We start from the raw sequence: 15,481 nt of genomic DNA, 5'->3' as shown, positions 1-15,481 counted from the left end.
AATGTGATTACACATTAATCCATCCGGCAACTATCCGCGCCTCTCGAACGTCGACTCCTGTGCGTGAGGTGCTGATTCTCACGTCCGAAATGATCGGATCAGTCAGATTTTTTCGGGTCGAAGGGTGTTAGTTTTCTGAGCCGCCTCCGGTCGGACGGCGGTGGGACCGGACCGGGCCACCCGGCCCCCTCCCGGCCCCCGGACCGCCGGGGACGGCGGGGAGAACGTCGGTGCGGAAGAGGAAGCGGAGCGGACGAGCCATGGGCCGAGCGGAGGAACGGCGGGCCCGCCAGCGCGGCACGCGCCGGGGCGGGAAGAGCGGGCGTACGGGCATACGCCGCCTCTTCACCTGGAAGAAGATGCTGGGCACCTTCCTCGGTCTGATCGTCCTCGGGATCGGCGCCTTCGCGGTGATTTATATGATCACCCCCGTCCCGGCCGCCAACGCGCAGGCCGAGATGGAGTCCAATGTCTACAAGTACAGCGACGGCACCGTCCTCGCCCGTACCGGTGAGATCAACCGCGAGATCATCGAGCTGGACCAGCTCCCGCAGGACGTCCGCTTCACCTTCGTCGCCGCCGAGAACAAGGGCTTCTACAAAGACAGCGGTATCGACTTCAAGGGCACCGCGCGCGGTGTGCTGAACACGATCTCCGGCAAGGGCAAGCAGGGTGGCTCGACCATCACCCAGCAGTACGTCAAGAACTACTACCTCAGCCAGGAGCAGACGGTCAGCCGGAAGCTCAAGGAACTGGTGATCGCACTCAAGGTCGACCGGGAGAAGTCCAAGGACGACATCCTCGCCGGGTACGTCAACACCAGCTACTTCGGGCGCGGCGCCTACGGCATCCAGGCCGCGGCGCAGGCGTACTACCGGGTCGACGCGTCCCAGCTGAACGTCTCCCAGGCCGCGTATCTCGCCGCCCTGCTCCAGGCCCCCAACCAGTACGACTGGGCGCTCGCCTCGCCGACCGGCAAGAAGCTCGCCACCGAACGGTGGGGGTACGTCCTCGACAACATGGTCGAGATGGGCAAGCTCGACAAGTCCGTCCGGGACGCCCAGAAGTTCCAGGTCCCCAAGGCCCCCAAGGCCGCCCCCGGGATGGAGGGCCAGACCGGCTATCTCGTCGAGGCGGCCAACGCCGAACTCGCCCGCCAGGGCGTCGACGAGGAGGACATCAAGGCCGGCGGCTGGACCATCACCCTCAATATCGACCGGGCCAAGCAGAAGGACCTGGAGGCCGCGGTCGAGAAGGAGCTGGAGTCCAAGCTGGACCGCGAGAAGAACAAGCGGGCCGCCACCGTGCAGGCCGGGGCCACCTCGGTCGACCCGAAGACCGGCAAGGTCGTCGCCCTCTACGGCGGCGTCGGGGCCACCGAGCACTGGCTCTCCAACGCCACCCGCCGCGACTACCAGCCCGCCTCCACCTTCAAGCCCCTCGTCCTCGCCGCCGCCCTGGAGAACGAGGCCACCACCCGCTCCGGTGAGCCCATCGGACTGAACGCGATCTACGACGGCACCAGCAAGCGCCCCGTCGTCGGCAGCGACATCCCGTTCAACCCGCAGAACGAGGACAACCGGAACTGGGGCGAGCGGATCACCGTCCAGAAGGCCACCAACCACTCGGTGAACTCGGTCTACGCCCAGATGATCGTGGACGTCGGCCCGGCGAAGACCAAGGAACTCGCCCTCGACCTCGGGCTCCGCGACGGCGAGGACTTCCCCGTCGCGCCCGCCGTCTCCCTGGGCACCATGCTCGCCTCCACCTGGGACATGGCCGGGGCCTACGCCACCCTCGACAACCACGGTGTGAAGGTCACCCCCTCCATCGTCGCCTCCGCCGAGCACCGGGCCCGCAAGGCCGAGCTGAAGGACCCGATCGGCGACCGGGTGCTCTCGCGCGGCGCGGCCGACACGGTCACCGCCGCCATGGAGGGCGTCGTCCAGGACGGCTCGGGCCGCCGCGCCCAGGGGTCGTACGACGCGGCGGGCAAGACCGGCACCTCCGAGAACAACCGTTCCGCCTGGTTCGTCGGCTACACCCCGAACCTGGTGACCGCCGTCGGCCTGTTCGGCGAACGGCCCGACGGCACCGGCCAGGAGACCCTGACCGACGCCATCAACCCCGGCCGCGCCAACGGTGGTGGCGTACCGGCCAGGATCTGGAAGGCGTACACCGCCGAGGCGCTCAGCGCCGCCGAGGCCCGGGAGCGGTTCGACCTGGAGGTCGAGGACCCGGCGCGCGGCGAGCCCTCCCCGTCGCCCTCCGACAGCGGCGAGCCCTCGCCGACCCCCAGCGCCGAGCAGCCGCGCGAGGAGCCGGACCCGACCCCGTCGCGTACGTCCGAGTCGCCCGCCGACCCGGGCCCGTCGCCGTCGCCGAGCACCCGGCCGAGCACCCCGCCGCCGTCCCCGAGCGACATCCCGGGACCGGGGCCGGGCGATCCGGGCGGCCCCGGCGGACCCGGGGGCCCGGGGGGACAGCCGTCCAACCCCGGTGAACCCGGCTCCCGCCCGATCAGACCGCCGAACTCCTGACCCCTGACCCGGCGGATCATACGACCGGTGGTGCCCGCGGCCCTCTCGACGAGGACCGCGGGCACCATTGTCGTATCGGGGCCTTATCAGGTGCCGTGGCGGTGGACGGCCCGATCACGGCGACGGTCGCAGAACCGCCCCATCTGTGGAGAAGTTGTCCGGAACGGTATGACCGGCCCGGGCCGGTCCGCCGACCGCTCCTAGGCTGATCTCCCAGCCGGGCGCAGAACCCGGTTCGTGTGCAGTCGCACAGCCGAGCGCGGAGGAGCGCCATGAGTACCGGGTACGTACCGTCGCCGCAGCCCCCGCCGGACCCGCCACGGACCCCGCCCGGCACCACCGCGCCGCCCGAACCCGTCGCCCCGTACGCGACCGAGGCCACCCGGCTGCTCTGCGCGGGGACCTATATCGACCCGGAGTACCGGGACCGGGTCATCGACGAGCTGTATCTGCTGAAGCACCGGTTCGCCGCGCCGTCCCTCGGGTTCGACGCCGCCCGGGTCCTGGCCCACGCCCTGCGCGCCCGGCGGGTGGAGACGGCCTGGGCCGGTGGCGTGCTGGCGCTGCTGACGGTCGGAGCCGTCGCGTCCGGCTGGTGGCTGCTGATCCTGGTCGTTCCCGGACTGCTGCTGACCTTCGGGCGGCTGCTCCGCGGTACCGGCGGCGACCAGTTGGTCCGCCGTCGGCTGCCCGCCTTCGGACTCCGCTGGGCCGGACGGCTGCTCCTCGCCCTTCTGGTGTTCAACAGTCTGGGCGTCGGTCTCGGCCTGATCGACCCGGACGGCCGGGACGACGACAGCGGCAAGCCCCTCCTCGGCATCCTGACCACCGTCCGGGACTTCCTGCGGCCGGAGAGCGCGCCGGCGGCGTGGCTCGCGCTGGCCGCGCTGCTCGCGATGGCGGGCTGTGTCGCCGGACAGCAGACGCACTTCGTGCGCGTCCTGCGGGGCGAACTCTCCCCACGCCACTTCCCGAACGCGGCCGACGACCCGGCGGAGCACACCGGCGGGCGCCGGTTCCAGCAGGTCAAGAAACGGATCCGGGCCGAGCAGCACGCCCCCGTGGTGATGTACCACGAGGCGCATCCGTTCCTCGGGTCCGGCACCGCGTACGACACCTGGGTCCTCGCGGTCGAGCTGCGGCCCGATCCGGCAAAGGAGCGGCGCCCGATCGGGAACGAGACGGTACTGACGGCCGTCCGGCCGTTCCTGGAGCAGCTGCGCGAACCGGCCGAGTGGGCCGAACGGGAGGGCCGCGTCGTCCGGGACCGGCTGCGCGGACTGCGGATCGACGAGTGCGTCTTCCTCCCGGCGGAAGGGCTGCCGCGCCGCGAGGACGCGCCGTACGGCCGGGACTCGTTTGAGCTGAACCGGACCCGCGCGGTCGAGGAGGGCGGCGAGAAGCGCCGGCACTTCCTGCGGATCGGGGTGGGCGGCTGGGACGAGGAACTGGTCGTCACGGTCTTCGTCCGGGTCCACACCCAGGGCCGGATGCTGATGCTGGAGGTGGCCCCGCATGTGCTCTTCCCGGTCCGGGCCGACTTCAAGGACGCCGACCACGAGGCGTACGCCTTCACCGACCAGAACGCCTTCGGCAAGACGGTCCACATCCTGACCCGGATGGCCGGAGCGCCCGGCCAGGCCCTGGTCACCCTCGGCCGTCCCGCCGTCCGGGGCTGGCGGCGGCTCACCGGCGAGTTCGCCGCCGGGGCGCCCGAGGGCCCGGCGGTGTCGGTCCGGGAACTCGCCGCCGAGCCGGGCGGATCGCTCTTCCAGACCATGGACGTCGACCGCTACCTCAGGAGCGTCCAGGACCGGATCGCGTACGGCGTGACACGGGCCCTCGCGGACGCCGGTTACCAGACCGATGAATTCGTCCAAAAGGTCATTCACATCAGCAACGGCGGCGTCAATATCGAGTCGATGGAGGGCAGCGCGCTGGCCGTCGGCCAGTACGCGCGGGCCACGGCGGCGAACGGCGACGCGGGCGCCAAGGGGGTGCGATGACCAGCGGCGGACCGTACTGGAACGAGGACGCCCAGAGCTGGGAGTACGGCTCCGAAGACGACGGACCGGTCGCCGCCACCCCGCCACCCGGGGAGTCGTCCCGGACACCGGCCCCGCGTCGGCCCGGGCCCCGGTCCCGCACCAGCACCCGGCCCGGCGGCCGGGTCCTCCGAGTGGCGGCCCTCGTGGTCGTCGTCTTCACCATCGCGCTCACGGCGGCACTCCTGAAACCCTCCGACGACGGGAAGCCCGACGACCCCGCCCCGATGGAGAAGCCCCACAGCGCCAGCCCGTCGGCGGTCGGACCCACCGCCCCCGCCGGCTACCGGATGGTCCGCGAGAAGAACTTGTTCAGAACCGCCGTCCCCGTGGGCTGGAAACGGGAGGTGATCGACAACTCCACGATCGACTACAACGGACCGAATCTCGACAGCTATCTCAGCGTCTTCAGGGTCGAGGGATCCACCTCCGAAGAGTCCTTCAAGACGGTCCGCGAGCTGTCGGGATTCAAAGAGCTCGCCGAGTTCAGGTCCTTCACCAAGGACCAGGTCTCCGGGCACCATATGGAGTACCAGTACGAGGGAGAGTCACGCGTCTGGCAGGTCTTCGAATCCCGCTTCCGGGCCACCGACGGAAAGCTCTACGGGGTGGCCGTCTACGGCGGCGACCGGGAAACCCGATGGCTGGTCGCCGATACGACCCTGCGGTACTTCTGCCCACCGGGTCCGCCCTGCACCGTGCTGCCGTAGCCCGGACCCGGTGCCGTACCGGACGCCACCGGCGGAACGGGCGCACCCGGCGAGGGTGCGCCCGTTCGTACGACAAGTCAGCCCTTGCCGACCGCCTCCGCGACCCGGTCGCCCAGCTTGGCGTCCACATTCCGCCAGTACTGGAACGCCCGCTCCAACACCGGCCGGGAGACGCCCTGGAGGAGATGCCCGGCGATGTTCGACACCAGCCGGTCCCGGGCCGCGTCGTCCAGCACGTCCCTGACCAGCGTGCCGGGCTGGCCCCAGTCGTCGTCGTCCCGGTGCAGGGAGTACGCCTCCCGGACCATTTCCCCGGCGCTCGCCCAGCCCGCGATCTCCCCGAACCGGTCGGTGTCGGCCGCGGGTCCGCCGTACGAGTTGGGCGCGTACGGCCGGGCCGTGTTCGCGGGCTCGTACCGCATCGGGCCGTCCTTGGCGTACGAGTTGACCGCCGACCGCGCCCGGTTCGGCGGGAGCTGGGTGTAGTTCGGGCCGATCCGGTACCGGTGGGTGTCCGGATAGGAGAACAGCCGCCCGAGCAGCATCTTGTCCGGCGACGGTCCGATACCGGGGACCAGGTTCGACGGCTCGAACGCGGCCTGCTCGATATGGACGAAGTAGTCCTCCGGATTGCGGTCCAGCACCATCCGGCCGACCTCGATCAGCGGATAGTCGCCGTGCGGCCACACCTTCGTGAGGTCGAAGGGGTTGAAGCGGTAGTCCGGCGCGTCGTCGAACGGCATGATCTGCATATAAAGCGTCCAGCTCGGGGCGTTCCCCGACTCGATCGACTCGTACAGATCCCGGCGGTGCCGGTCCGCGTCGTGCCCGGCCAGCTCGTCCGCCTCGGCCTGGGTGAGGAAGTCGATGCCCTGGTCGGTCTTGAAGTGGTACTTCACCCAGAACCGTTCGCCACCGCCGTTGACCCACATATAGGTGTGGGAGCTGTAGCCGTTCATATGCCGGTACGACTTCGGGACGCCGCGGTCGCCCATCAGCCACGTCACCTGGTGGGCGGATTCCGGTGAGAGGGTCCAGAAGTCCCACTGCATGTCGTTGTTGCGGAGCCCGGTCGCCGGATGGCGTTTCTGCGAGCGGATGAAGTCCTGGAACTTCTGCGCGTCCCGGACGAAGAAGACCGGCGTGTTGTTGCCGACCATGTCGTAGTTGCCGTGCTCCGTGTAGAACTTCAACGCGAAGCCGCGCGGGTCGCGCCAGGTGTCGGGGGAGCCCAGCTCACCGGCGACGGTGGAGAACCGGGCCAGCATCTCGGTGCGCTTCCCGGGCTGGAAGACATCGGCCTTGGTGAACTGGCTGACGTCGTTCGTCACCTCGAAGAAGCCGTACGCACCCGAGCCCTTGGCGTGCACCACCCGCTCGGGGACCCGTTCCCGGTTGAACTGGGCCATCTTCTCGATCAGATAGTGGTCCTGGAGCAGGACCGGGCCGTCGGGGCCGACGGAGAGGGAGTGCTCGTCGCTCTCCACCGGAATGCCGACGTTGTTGGTGGTGTAGGGGGTTTCGGTCACGAGCGTACTCCCGTCGGGAGACATGGCTGGGTCGCTACGGCCGCCGTGTACCCCAGTACACGCCGCCGACACCATGTCGGCAACTGGTCGCCGTCCGGGTGCCGCCGCCCGGGCGAACCCGGGCGGGACCGTCACCCACCGTCACCCCCGCTCGGGACCGGCCGCCGCGCGCCGGTCGCCGTACGCCGATCGCCCCGCCGGTTCCGGGGAACCGGCGGGGCGATCGGGGCCGGGTGCCTTACGGCCGGGTCGGCAGCTCGAACCAGACCACCTTGCCGCTGGAGAGCCGAGTCGCTCCCCACCGTCTGGCCAGCCGGTTCACCAGGAACAGCCCGCGCCCGCCCTCGTCGGTGTCCCGCGCCTTGCGCTGCCTGGGCAGCTGCGGCGAGTCGTCGCCGACCTCGCAGCGCAGGACGTCGGTCCGCAGCAGCCGTAGCGTGACCGGGCGCTCCGCGTACCGGACCGCGTTGGTCACCACTTCGCTGACCAGCAGTTCCACCGAGTCCGACAGCTCCTCCAGGCCCCAGCGGGTCAGCGCCCGCCGGGCCAGCCGGCGGGCCCGGCCCGGGGCGGCGTCCTCCGGTTCCAGGAACCAATAGGCGACGTCACTGGGCGCGATCCCGTCGAAACGGGCCGCGAGGAGGGCGATGTCGTCGTCCCGGTCACCGGGTCCCAGCATGTCGAGGACATCGTCGCAGAGCGCCTCCAGCGGCGGGGCGTGGTCCGAGCCGGTGAGCTGCGCGGTGGCGTGCAGCCGCTCCCGCAGCTGCTCGATCCCGGTCCAGACGTCCCGCAGCCGGGACTCCACCAGCCCGTCGGTGTAGAGCAGCAGGGTGGCCCCGGCCGGGGCGTCCAGTTCCACGGCCTCGAAGTCGACCCCGCCGACACCGATCGGCGCGCCGGAGGGCACCCGGAGCACCTCGGCCCGGCCGCCCAGATGGAGCAGGATGGGCGGCGGGTGGCCCGCGTTGGCGATGGTGATCCGGTGCGAGACCGGGTCGTACACCGCGTACATGCAGGTGGCCATCCGGTCGGTACCGAGCCGCTGGGCCTGCTCGTCGAGGTGGTGCAGAACCTCCTGCGGCGGCAGATCCAGCCCGGCCAGCGTCTGGGCCGTGGTCCGCAGCTGGCCCATGATCGCGGCGGAGGTCATGGAATGGCCCATGACATCACCGACGACGAGCGCGACCCGGCTGCCGGGGAGCGGAATCGCGTCGTACCAGTCGCCGCCGACCCGGGCCGTCTCGGCCGCGGGCAGATAGCGCGAGGCCAGCTTGACCCCGGTCGGCTGCGGCAGGGAGTCCGGCAGCATGGTCCGCTGCAACTCGTCCGCGATATACGCCTCCCGGCCGTACAGCACCGCCTTGTCGATGCCCAGCGCCGTATGCGTGGCGAGCTGGGCGGCGACCAGCAGATCGTTGGTCTCGAAGGCGGGCCGGTCCGGACGGCGCAGGAAGACCGCGGCGCCGATCACCCGGCGCCGTCCCCGCAGCGGGGCCAGGATCGCCCGGTGGCCGTTGGGCACCGTACGGTCCGCGCCCAGCAGTTCGGGCAGCGCTGCGCGGGCCGCCGCCGAGTCGCCGAAGACGGGCCTGACCCCGCGCAGCACCTCCGAGAGCGCGCCGCCGGAGCGGACCTCGCAGTGCTCGGCCGCGGGGGTGAGTTCGTTGTGCTGATCGATGACGGGCAGCAGGCCCGTACCACCGAAGTCGGCACCGTCCTCAGCTAAACGCAGCCGGTCCGTGCGGCGGAGCCGGAGGACGAACGGGGAGACCGGGCGCTCGTCGCCGACCGGCAGCGGATCGCGCAGATAGACCAGGATCGCGTCGGAGAACGTCGGCACCGTGGCCCGGCAGAGGCCCAGCACGATCTCGTCCAGGTCTATACCGCGGGCGATCCGCCGGGTCGCCGCGCCCACGAAACGCAGCCGGTCGCCCTCGCGCCGGGCGGCTCCGGCCGGATCGGGCGTACCGGGCGGCACTCCGGGACCACCGGGGCCACCGGGCGCGCCGGGTCCGCCCGGAGCGGTCGCCGGACCGCCGGGAGGATGCGGCACACCCCCGCCGACCGGACCGTTCGGCGCCGGGACGGGTGAGGAGAGCGCGGCGGAGACCGCCGCGCCGCCGGCCGCCTCGGTGCGCGGCCGGGTGCGTTCCTGCGACCGGGCGGCCAGTGGCTGCCGGCCTTCATGGGAGGTGGGCTGCTCCGTCACGCGTGGGATTCCGTCCATCTGGGCCGGGTGGGCGATGCGTACGCCCCGGGGGACCGTACGACCGCTCCGCGGGCGACGCCGACGAGGTGCCAGACCTCCCGCACGGCTCCACCCCCTCGTAGTGACCTGTCTCGTGATGCGTGTGCTGAGTGTGCTGCGTGTGACGACATGCTGCTGCTGAACCGGCGGACGGCGCCCGCCGCGTCGGCCGGCCGCCGGCCCGCCGATGACTCACGGTCAGGTCGTGCGCTGCGCTCCATGGTTACCGAACAGTCCCCGAACGGCGAGCCTTGTGGACGACGATCCTACGTTTGCCCCCTGGGGGCGCATCAAGAGTCTCACGACGTCCTTCACGCCGGAGTACGTTCTCGGACCGGAGTCGGACAGATTGAGGACGCGATCTCGGTCACATCTGGGCAAGAAGTCGCACATCTGCTCCGCCGTGGCGGTTTTTGTCCCTCTTTCGGTACGGGCTCCGCTCCGCGCGCCGCTTTGACGGGAGCGCCGGTCATGGTGTCCGGTGCTCGGAGGTCTCCCGGGCGCGCGGGCCGTACGGCGCCGCGCTCAGAGGGTCGCGCGCGCGGGCGTGCGCCCCCAGCTCGCGGGCAGCTCCGGCACCTCCCACGAAGGGTCGGGCCGCCAGTGTTCCCAGCCGTCCGAGAAGGGCGCCTCCCAGGCCCTCAGCGCCGCCACCGCGGCCCGGCCCGCCCGGCGCACCCGATCGGCCTTCTCCGCCCCCATCAGCCCCGCGCGCTGGGCCTCGGCGAACTCGTCCTCGTCCCGCCACAGCCAACTACGGTCCGGGAATACCGAGATGTCCAGAAAGTGATCCTCGGAGTCGATGCCCTCACTCCACCGGGTACGCGGCTCCTCCAGATTGACGTACCAGCTCCGGAAGGCCCAGTCCTCGTCCCAGAACAGCCAGACCGACCACGGATCACCGGGCCGGGCGAGCTTGAGCACCCCGGCGCCCCGCCAGCGGTCCCGTACGGCGGTACGCGGCGCGGTGTAGCGGGTGGCCAGCGGTTGCTCGTGCAGCGGGGAGCCGTCCGCGACCAGCGCCGGACGCACGCACTCGGTATCGGGCGCCAGCCAGACCGCCAGCAGCTCGGGGGAGTCCCGGACGACGGTCACCGGACGGCAGATCGCGAACCCGGGATCGCCGCCGGGTCTGCCGGGCCCGCCGTGGTCCCGGTACCGCCAGAGGATGTGCTCCCCCGCCCGCCACCGCCGCGCCGGTTCCGCCTCCGTCTGCTGCTCGTTGCCACTCATGACGGGATTTTAGTGTTCGCGCCCGTACGCCCCGCCGCTTTTACCGAGGAACCGCGTCCCGCCGCGGCCCCGCGCGCGGAGCGCCGGCGCGCCCGGCGGGGGCGCCCGAAGCGGCACCCCCGCCCTCACCGCGCCCCGGAAATCACGGCCTTGTCATACGGAGGACATCCAGCGCCTCGTCCAGCTGCTCCAGGGTCAGATCGCCCCGCTCCACATAGCCCGACTCCAGCACCACCTCGCGGATCGTCTTCCGCTCCGCCAGCGACCGCTTCGCGACCTTCGCCGCCTCCTCGTACCCGATGTACTTGTTCAGCGGCGTCACCACCGACGGTGACGACTCCGCGTACTCCCGGGCCCGCTCCACGTTCGCGGTCACACCGTCGACCGTGCGGTCGGCCAGCAGCCGGGACGCCGCCGCCAGCAGCCGGACCGACTCCAGCAGGTTCTTCGCCATCACCGGCAGCATCACGTTCAGCTCGAAGTTGCCCGCGGCCCCGGCCACGGCCACCGTGGTGTCGTTCCCGGTGACCTGCGCGGCGACCATCAGGACCGCCTCCGGGACGACCGGGTTCACCTTCCCCGGCATGATCGAGGAGCCGGGCTGGAGGTCGGGCAGAGCGATCTCGGCCAGCCCGGTCCTGGGCCCGCTCGCCATCCAGCGCAGATCGTTGGCGATCTTCGTCAGGGAGACCGCGATCGTCCGCAGCTGCCCGGACGTCTCGACCAGCCCGTCCCGCGCGCCCTGGGCCTCGAAGTGGTCCCGGGCCTCGGTCAGCGGCAGCCCGGTCGCCGCCGCGACCTCCGCGATCACCGCCGCCGAGAAACCGGGCGGGGTGTTGATGCCGGTGCCCACCGCCGTACCGCCCAGCGGCAGTTCGGCGAGGCGGGGGAGCGCGGCCCGCAGCCGCTCCACGCCGTACCGCACCTGGGCCGCGTAGCCGCCGAACTCCTGCCCGAGGGTGACGGGCGTGGCGTCCATCAGATGTGTCCGGCCGGACTTCACCACCGGCGCGAACTCGACCGCCTTGCGCTCCAGCGCGCCCGCGAGATGCTCCAGCGCCGGGACGAGTTCACCGGTGACCGCCGCCGTGGCGGCGATATGGATGGAGGACGGGAACACGTCGTTGGACGACTGGGAGGCGTTGACCTGGTCATTGGGGTGGACCGGCCGCCCCAGCCGCTCCTCCGCGAGGGTCGCGAGCACCTCGTTCATATTCATATTGGACGACGTACCGGAACCGGTCTGGAAGACGTCCACCGGGAACTGGTCGTCCCACCGGCCGGCCGCGACCTCGTCCGCCGCCGCCGAGATCGCCGCCGCGACGTCCTCGTCCAGCACGCCCAGCCGGGCGTTGACCGTCGCCGCCGCCGCCTTGATCCGGGCCAGGGCCGCGATATGGGAGCGTTCCAGCCGCTGTCCCGAGACGGGGAAGTTCTCCACGGCCCGCTGGGTCTGGGCCCGCCACTTGGCGTCGGCCGGGACCCGGACCTCGCCCATCGAGTCGTGTTCGACGCGGTACCGCCCGCCGTCGCCGGCCGGACCGCCGCCGGGGCCGTCCGCGCCGTGGGATACGCCGGATTCCGATACGGACATGGGCTGTGTACCTCCTGATGGCTCCTGCAAGGCTCCTGAAAAGGTGAGCACTTGTCTGGTTCTGGCTATTCCCCTGTGCGCTACCAGCCAGTAGAACCCGGGGTAACCCAAGAGCCGGGGAGGCGCACATGACCAACGGAAAACGCACCACCCAGCGGAGACTCCGTACCGGGATCGCCGCCGTCGCCGCGTTCGCGGCCGGACTCGTCGGACTGAGCGCGCCGAGCGCTGGAGCGGACCAGGGACGTACCGCCGCGACGACCGCCGCCGCACCCGCGTCGGCCGCGGCCGTACCGCTCCCGCCCGAACTGGAGACCATCCGCGCCGCCGAGGCCGTGAAGCTCTACGGCAGCCCCGCCGAACGCCCGCTCGCCGACCGCAAGACCGGACTGATCTCCCTCGGCGACAGCGAGATCTCCGGCGAGGGCGTCGGCACGCCCTACGAGCCCGGCACCGACGGCCCGTCCAACTGGTGCCACCGCTCGCCCGACGCCGCCATCCACCGCACCGGCATCCCCGCCGACGTCACCTTCAACGTCGCCTGCTCCGGCGCCTACACCGGCAATATCCGGATCGGCGGCCAGAAGCAGTACGCGGACGAGCTGGTCCAGAGCGACAATCTGGCCATCAAGGCCCGCAATACCCGGATCAAGATGGTGCTGCTGGTCGCCGGGGCCAACGACGACCTCCAGTTCGGCCCCGTGATGACCGACTGCGTGGTCCGGTACGTCACCCTCCAGGGACCGTGCGCGCCCAAGTACGGCCCCGGCTGGCAGGCCCGGGTGGACGCCCTGGTGCCCAAGGTGGAGGCGACCGTCCGGGACCTGCGGACCGTGATGCGCGGCGCGGGGTACGCGGACACCGACTACAAGCTGGTCGTGATGGGCTACCCCGGCCCCATAGGACCCGACTTCCGGGACAACCCCAAGTTCCCCGGCAAGCTGATCTGCGGCGGAATGGGGTACGACGCCGATACGGTCTGGGCCCGGAACACCGCCGTACCGGCCTTCGAGAAGGGCATGCGCCAGGCCGCCCGTACGACCGGCGCGACCTATCTCGACAACTCGCGCCTCTTCCACGGCCACGAGGTCTGCATGGAGGACACCTGGGCCCGCGGCCTCCATCTGGAGCTGTCCAACCCGTTCCCGCCGGACGAGAACACGGCCCGGCAGTCCTTCCACCCCAACGCCCGGGGCCACGCCGCCTTCGCCGCCTGTCTGACCCAGATCTACGGCTCCGGCGCCCGGGAGGGCAGCTGCGCCGAGTCCGGCTCCGACGGCAGGCCCGTACTGCGCCCACTCGCCTGGGACGACGTCTTCAAACCGCTGCGGAACCAGGCCACCGGTGAATGCGCCGACGTCGAGGCGTCGGTGACCCGCAACGGGACCAGGACGGTCGGCTGGGAGTGCCACGACGGCCGCAACCAGGGCTGGTGGCAGGATCCGGCCGCGGGCTCGGTCCACACCGAACTCACCCAGGACCGCTGCCTGGACGTACCCGGAGCCGATTATCGTACCGGCGCCGAACTGATCGTCTGGAACTGCTCCGGCGCCGCCAACCAGCGCTTCACGGGCTCCTCGGACGGCACCCTGCGCCCGGCCGCCGCGCCGTCGCTCTGCGCCACCCATGAGGCGTCCCGCGCGCCGCTGCGGCTGCGTCCCTGTACGGGCGCGGCGAACCAGCGGTTCGCCTGACGTGCCACCCGCGCCGGTGGCCGCCTCCGGGGACGGGGCGGCCACCGGCGGCGGGGTCGCGGCCGGTCGTCCGGCCGCAGGGCCCGCCCATGGCCTCAGCCCAGGCCGGGGCCCCGGACCGGGATCGAGCTGAACGTCGGCGCGGGCGCGGGCTCGGTGAAGAAGTCGTTCCCCTTGTCGTCGACCACGACGAACGCCGGGAAGTCCTCCACCTCGATCCGCCAGACCGCCTCCATGCCCAGCTCCTCGTACTCCACGACCTCGACCTTCTTGATGCAGTCCTGGGCGAGCCGGGCCGCGGGGCCGCCGATGGACCCGAGGTAGAAGCCGCCGTGCGCCGCGCAGGCGTCGGTGACCTGCTTGCTCCGGTTGCCCTTGGCCAGCATCACCTTGGAGCCGCCCGCCGCCTGGAACTGCTCCACGTAGGAGTCCATCCGGCCCGCCGTGGTGGGCCCGAAGGAGCCGGAGGCGTACCCCTCGGGGGTCTTCGCGGGGCCCGCGTAGTAGACCGGGTGGTCCTTCAGGTACGACGGCATCTCCTCGCCCGCGTCCAGCCGCTCCTTGATCTTGGCGTGGGCGATGTCGCGCGCCACGACCAGCGGACCGGTGAGCGAGAGCCGGGTCTTGACCGGGTACTTGGTCAGCTCGGCCAGCACCTCGTCCATGGGCCGGTTGAGGTCGATCCGGACCACGTCGCCGCCGTCGTCGAGCTGCTCGTGCGTGGTGTCGGGCAGGAAGCGCGCCGGGTCGGTCTCCAGCTGCTCCAGGAAGACGCCCTCGGCGGTGATCTTGGCGACCGCCTGCCGGTCGGCGGAGCAGGAGACGGCGATGGCGACCGGCAGGGACGCGCCGTGCCGGGGCAGCCGGACCACGCGTACGTCGTGGCAGAAGTACTTGCCGCCGAACTGCGCGCCGATCCCGATCCGCTGGGTCAGCTCGAAGACCTTCTGCTCCAGCTCCTGGTCCCGGAAGCCGTGGCCGGTCGGGGAACCCTCGGTCGGCAGCTCGTCCAGGTAGTGGGCGGAGGCGTACTTGGCGGTCTTCAGCGCGTACTCGGCCGAGGTGCCGCCGACGACGATCGCCAGGTGGTACGGGGGACACGCGGCCGTGCCCAGGGAGCGGATCTTCTCCTCCAGGAACCGCATCATCGCGGTCTCGTTGAGGACCGCCTTGGTCTCCTGGTAGAGGAACGACTTGTTGGCCGAGCCGCCGCCCTTGGCCATGAAGAGGAACTTGTAGGCGCCGCCGTCGGTGGCGTACAGCTCGATCTGCGCGGGCAGGTTGGAGCCGGTGTTCTTCTCCTCCCACATGGTCAGCGGGGCCATCTGGGAGTAGCGGAGATTGAGCTTGGTGTACGCGTCGAAGACGCCGCGCGACAGGGCCTCCTCGTCACGGCCCGGGGTGAGGACGTTCTGGCCCCGCTTGCCCATCACGATCGCCGTACCGGTGTCCTGGCACATGGGCAGGACACCCGCGGCGGCGATATTGGCGTTCTTGAGCAGGTCGAGCGCCACGAACTTGTCGTTGGACGACGCCTCCGGGTCGTCCACGATCCGCCGCAGCTGGGTCAGGTGCGCCGGCCGCAGATAGTGGGAGATGTCGTGCATCGCCTCGGCGGCGAGCCTGCGCAGGGCCTCCGGCTCCACCTTGAGGAAGGTCCGTCCGTCCGCCTCGAAGGTGGAGACGCCCTCGGAGGTCACCAGGCGGTAGGGAGTGGTGTCCTCTCCCAGCGGGAGCAGATCGGAGTACACGAATTCCGGCATAGCGGCTATTCCTCACACAGCGGAAAAAACTGGACGGCATCGATGGGCGACGGCGCGCCCCCCAGGGTAGAACGCGCGCCCGGGGCCGGGCTTGTGAGGTAAGGCTCAGTAGCGCCGCCCCC

9 protein-coding genes are annotated in these 15,481 nt (G+C 71.2%); 4 read left to right on the top strand and 5 right to left on the bottom strand.

What is annotated here, in order from left to right:
* Positions 1–260: 260 nt before the first annotated feature.
* From AB0G74_RS01960 to AB0G74_RS01950, 3 genes are all read left to right on the top strand, one after another.
* Positions 261–2,540, top strand: coding sequence for a transglycosylase domain-containing protein (locus AB0G74_RS01960; protein WP_361139305.1), 2,280 nt, complete (start codon positions 261–263; stop codon positions 2,538–2,540).
* A 272-nt stretch (positions 2,541–2,812) separates the two neighbouring features.
* Positions 2,813–4,546 (top strand): hypothetical protein, encoded by a 1,734-nt coding sequence (locus AB0G74_RS01955; RefSeq protein WP_361139302.1) that lies wholly within the window; start codon positions 2,813–2,815, stop codon positions 4,544–4,546.
* A complete protein-coding gene (locus tag AB0G74_RS01950) occupies positions 4,543–5,295 on the top strand; it encodes a hypothetical protein (protein WP_361139299.1) in 753 nt (250 codons plus the stop codon). Before AB0G74_RS01955 ends, AB0G74_RS01950 begins: the two co-directional genes overlap by 4 nt.
* A gap of 77 nt (positions 5,296–5,372) precedes the next feature.
* Here the strand turns inward: AB0G74_RS01950 and AB0G74_RS01945 are convergent, their stop codons facing one another.
* The 4 genes from AB0G74_RS01945 to AB0G74_RS01930 all read right to left on the bottom strand — a co-directional run bounded on the left by AB0G74_RS01945 (position 5,373) and on the right by AB0G74_RS01930 (position 11,902).
* A complete protein-coding gene (locus AB0G74_RS01945; protein ID WP_361139296.1) occupies positions 5,373–6,824 on the bottom strand; it encodes a catalase in 1,452 nt (483 codons plus the stop codon).
* A gap of 238 nt (positions 6,825–7,062) precedes the next feature.
* Positions 7,063–9,036 carry an ATP-binding SpoIIE family protein phosphatase gene (locus AB0G74_RS01940; protein ID WP_361139293.1) on the bottom strand — a complete coding sequence of 658 codons (1,974 nt, stop codon included), beginning with the start codon at positions 9,034–9,036 and terminating at the stop codon, positions 7,063–7,065.
* A gap of 564 nt (positions 9,037–9,600) precedes the next feature.
* Positions 9,601–10,308, bottom strand: a complete 708-nt coding sequence (locus AB0G74_RS01935; protein ID WP_361139290.1) for a DUF402 domain-containing protein — start codon at positions 10,306–10,308, stop codon at positions 9,601–9,603.
* Positions 10,309–10,450: 142 nt separating this feature from the next.
* The gene (locus tag AB0G74_RS01930; RefSeq protein ID WP_361139288.1) at positions 10,451–11,902 is read right to left on the bottom strand and encodes a class II fumarate hydratase; all 1,452 of its coding nucleotides are present in this window, start codon (positions 11,900–11,902) and stop codon (positions 10,451–10,453) included.
* A gap of 128 nt (positions 11,903–12,030) precedes the next feature.
* On the opposite strand from AB0G74_RS01930, the gene AB0G74_RS01925 reads away from it, so the two are divergent.
* Positions 12,031–13,596, top strand: a complete 1,566-nt coding sequence (locus AB0G74_RS01925) for a ricin-type beta-trefoil lectin domain protein (protein WP_361139285.1) — start codon at positions 12,031–12,033, stop codon at positions 13,594–13,596.
* 95 nt (positions 13,597–13,691) lie between these two features.
* Here the strand turns inward: AB0G74_RS01925 and AB0G74_RS01920 are convergent, their stop codons facing one another.
* Complete coding sequence (locus tag AB0G74_RS01920; protein WP_361139282.1) at positions 13,692–15,359, bottom strand: fumarate hydratase; 1,668 nt, start codon at positions 15,357–15,359, stop codon at positions 13,692–13,694.
* Positions 15,360–15,481 lie beyond the last annotated feature (122 nt).

Source organism: Streptomyces sp. NPDC020875 (assembly GCF_040641415.1).
Taxonomy (GTDB): domain Bacteria; phylum Actinomycetota; class Actinomycetes; order Streptomycetales; family Streptomycetaceae; genus Streptomyces.
Note: the sequence above shows the minus strand (reverse complement) of the source record. Positions and strands in the feature narration are given on the sequence as shown.

What these genes read in the sequence shown, in the direction of transcription:
- AB0G74_RS01960 (WP_361139305.1), top strand. Translation starts at nt 261, where the DNA reads ATGGGCCGAGCGGAGGAACGGCGGGCCCGCCAGCGCGGCACGCGCCGG.
- AB0G74_RS01955 (WP_361139302.1), top strand. Translation starts at nt 2,813, where the DNA reads ATGAGTACCGGGTACGTACCGTCGCCGCAGCCCCCGCCGGACCCGCCA.
- AB0G74_RS01950 (WP_361139299.1), top strand. Translation starts at nt 4,543, where the DNA reads ATGACCAGCGGCGGACCGTACTGGAACGAGGACGCCCAGAGCTGGGAG.
- AB0G74_RS01935 (WP_361139290.1), bottom strand. Translation starts at nt 10,308, where the DNA reads ATGAGTGGCAACGAGCAGCAGACGGAGGCGGAACCGGCGCGGCGGTGG.
- AB0G74_RS01930 (WP_361139288.1), bottom strand. Translation starts at nt 11,902, where the DNA reads ATGTCCGTATCGGAATCCGGCGTATCCCACGGCGCGGACGGCCCCGGC.
- AB0G74_RS01925 (WP_361139285.1), top strand. Translation starts at nt 12,031, where the DNA reads ATGACCAACGGAAAACGCACCACCCAGCGGAGACTCCGTACCGGGATC.
- AB0G74_RS01920 (WP_361139282.1), bottom strand. Translation starts at nt 15,359, where the DNA reads ATGCCGGAATTCGTGTACTCCGATCTGCTCCCGCTGGGAGAGGACACC.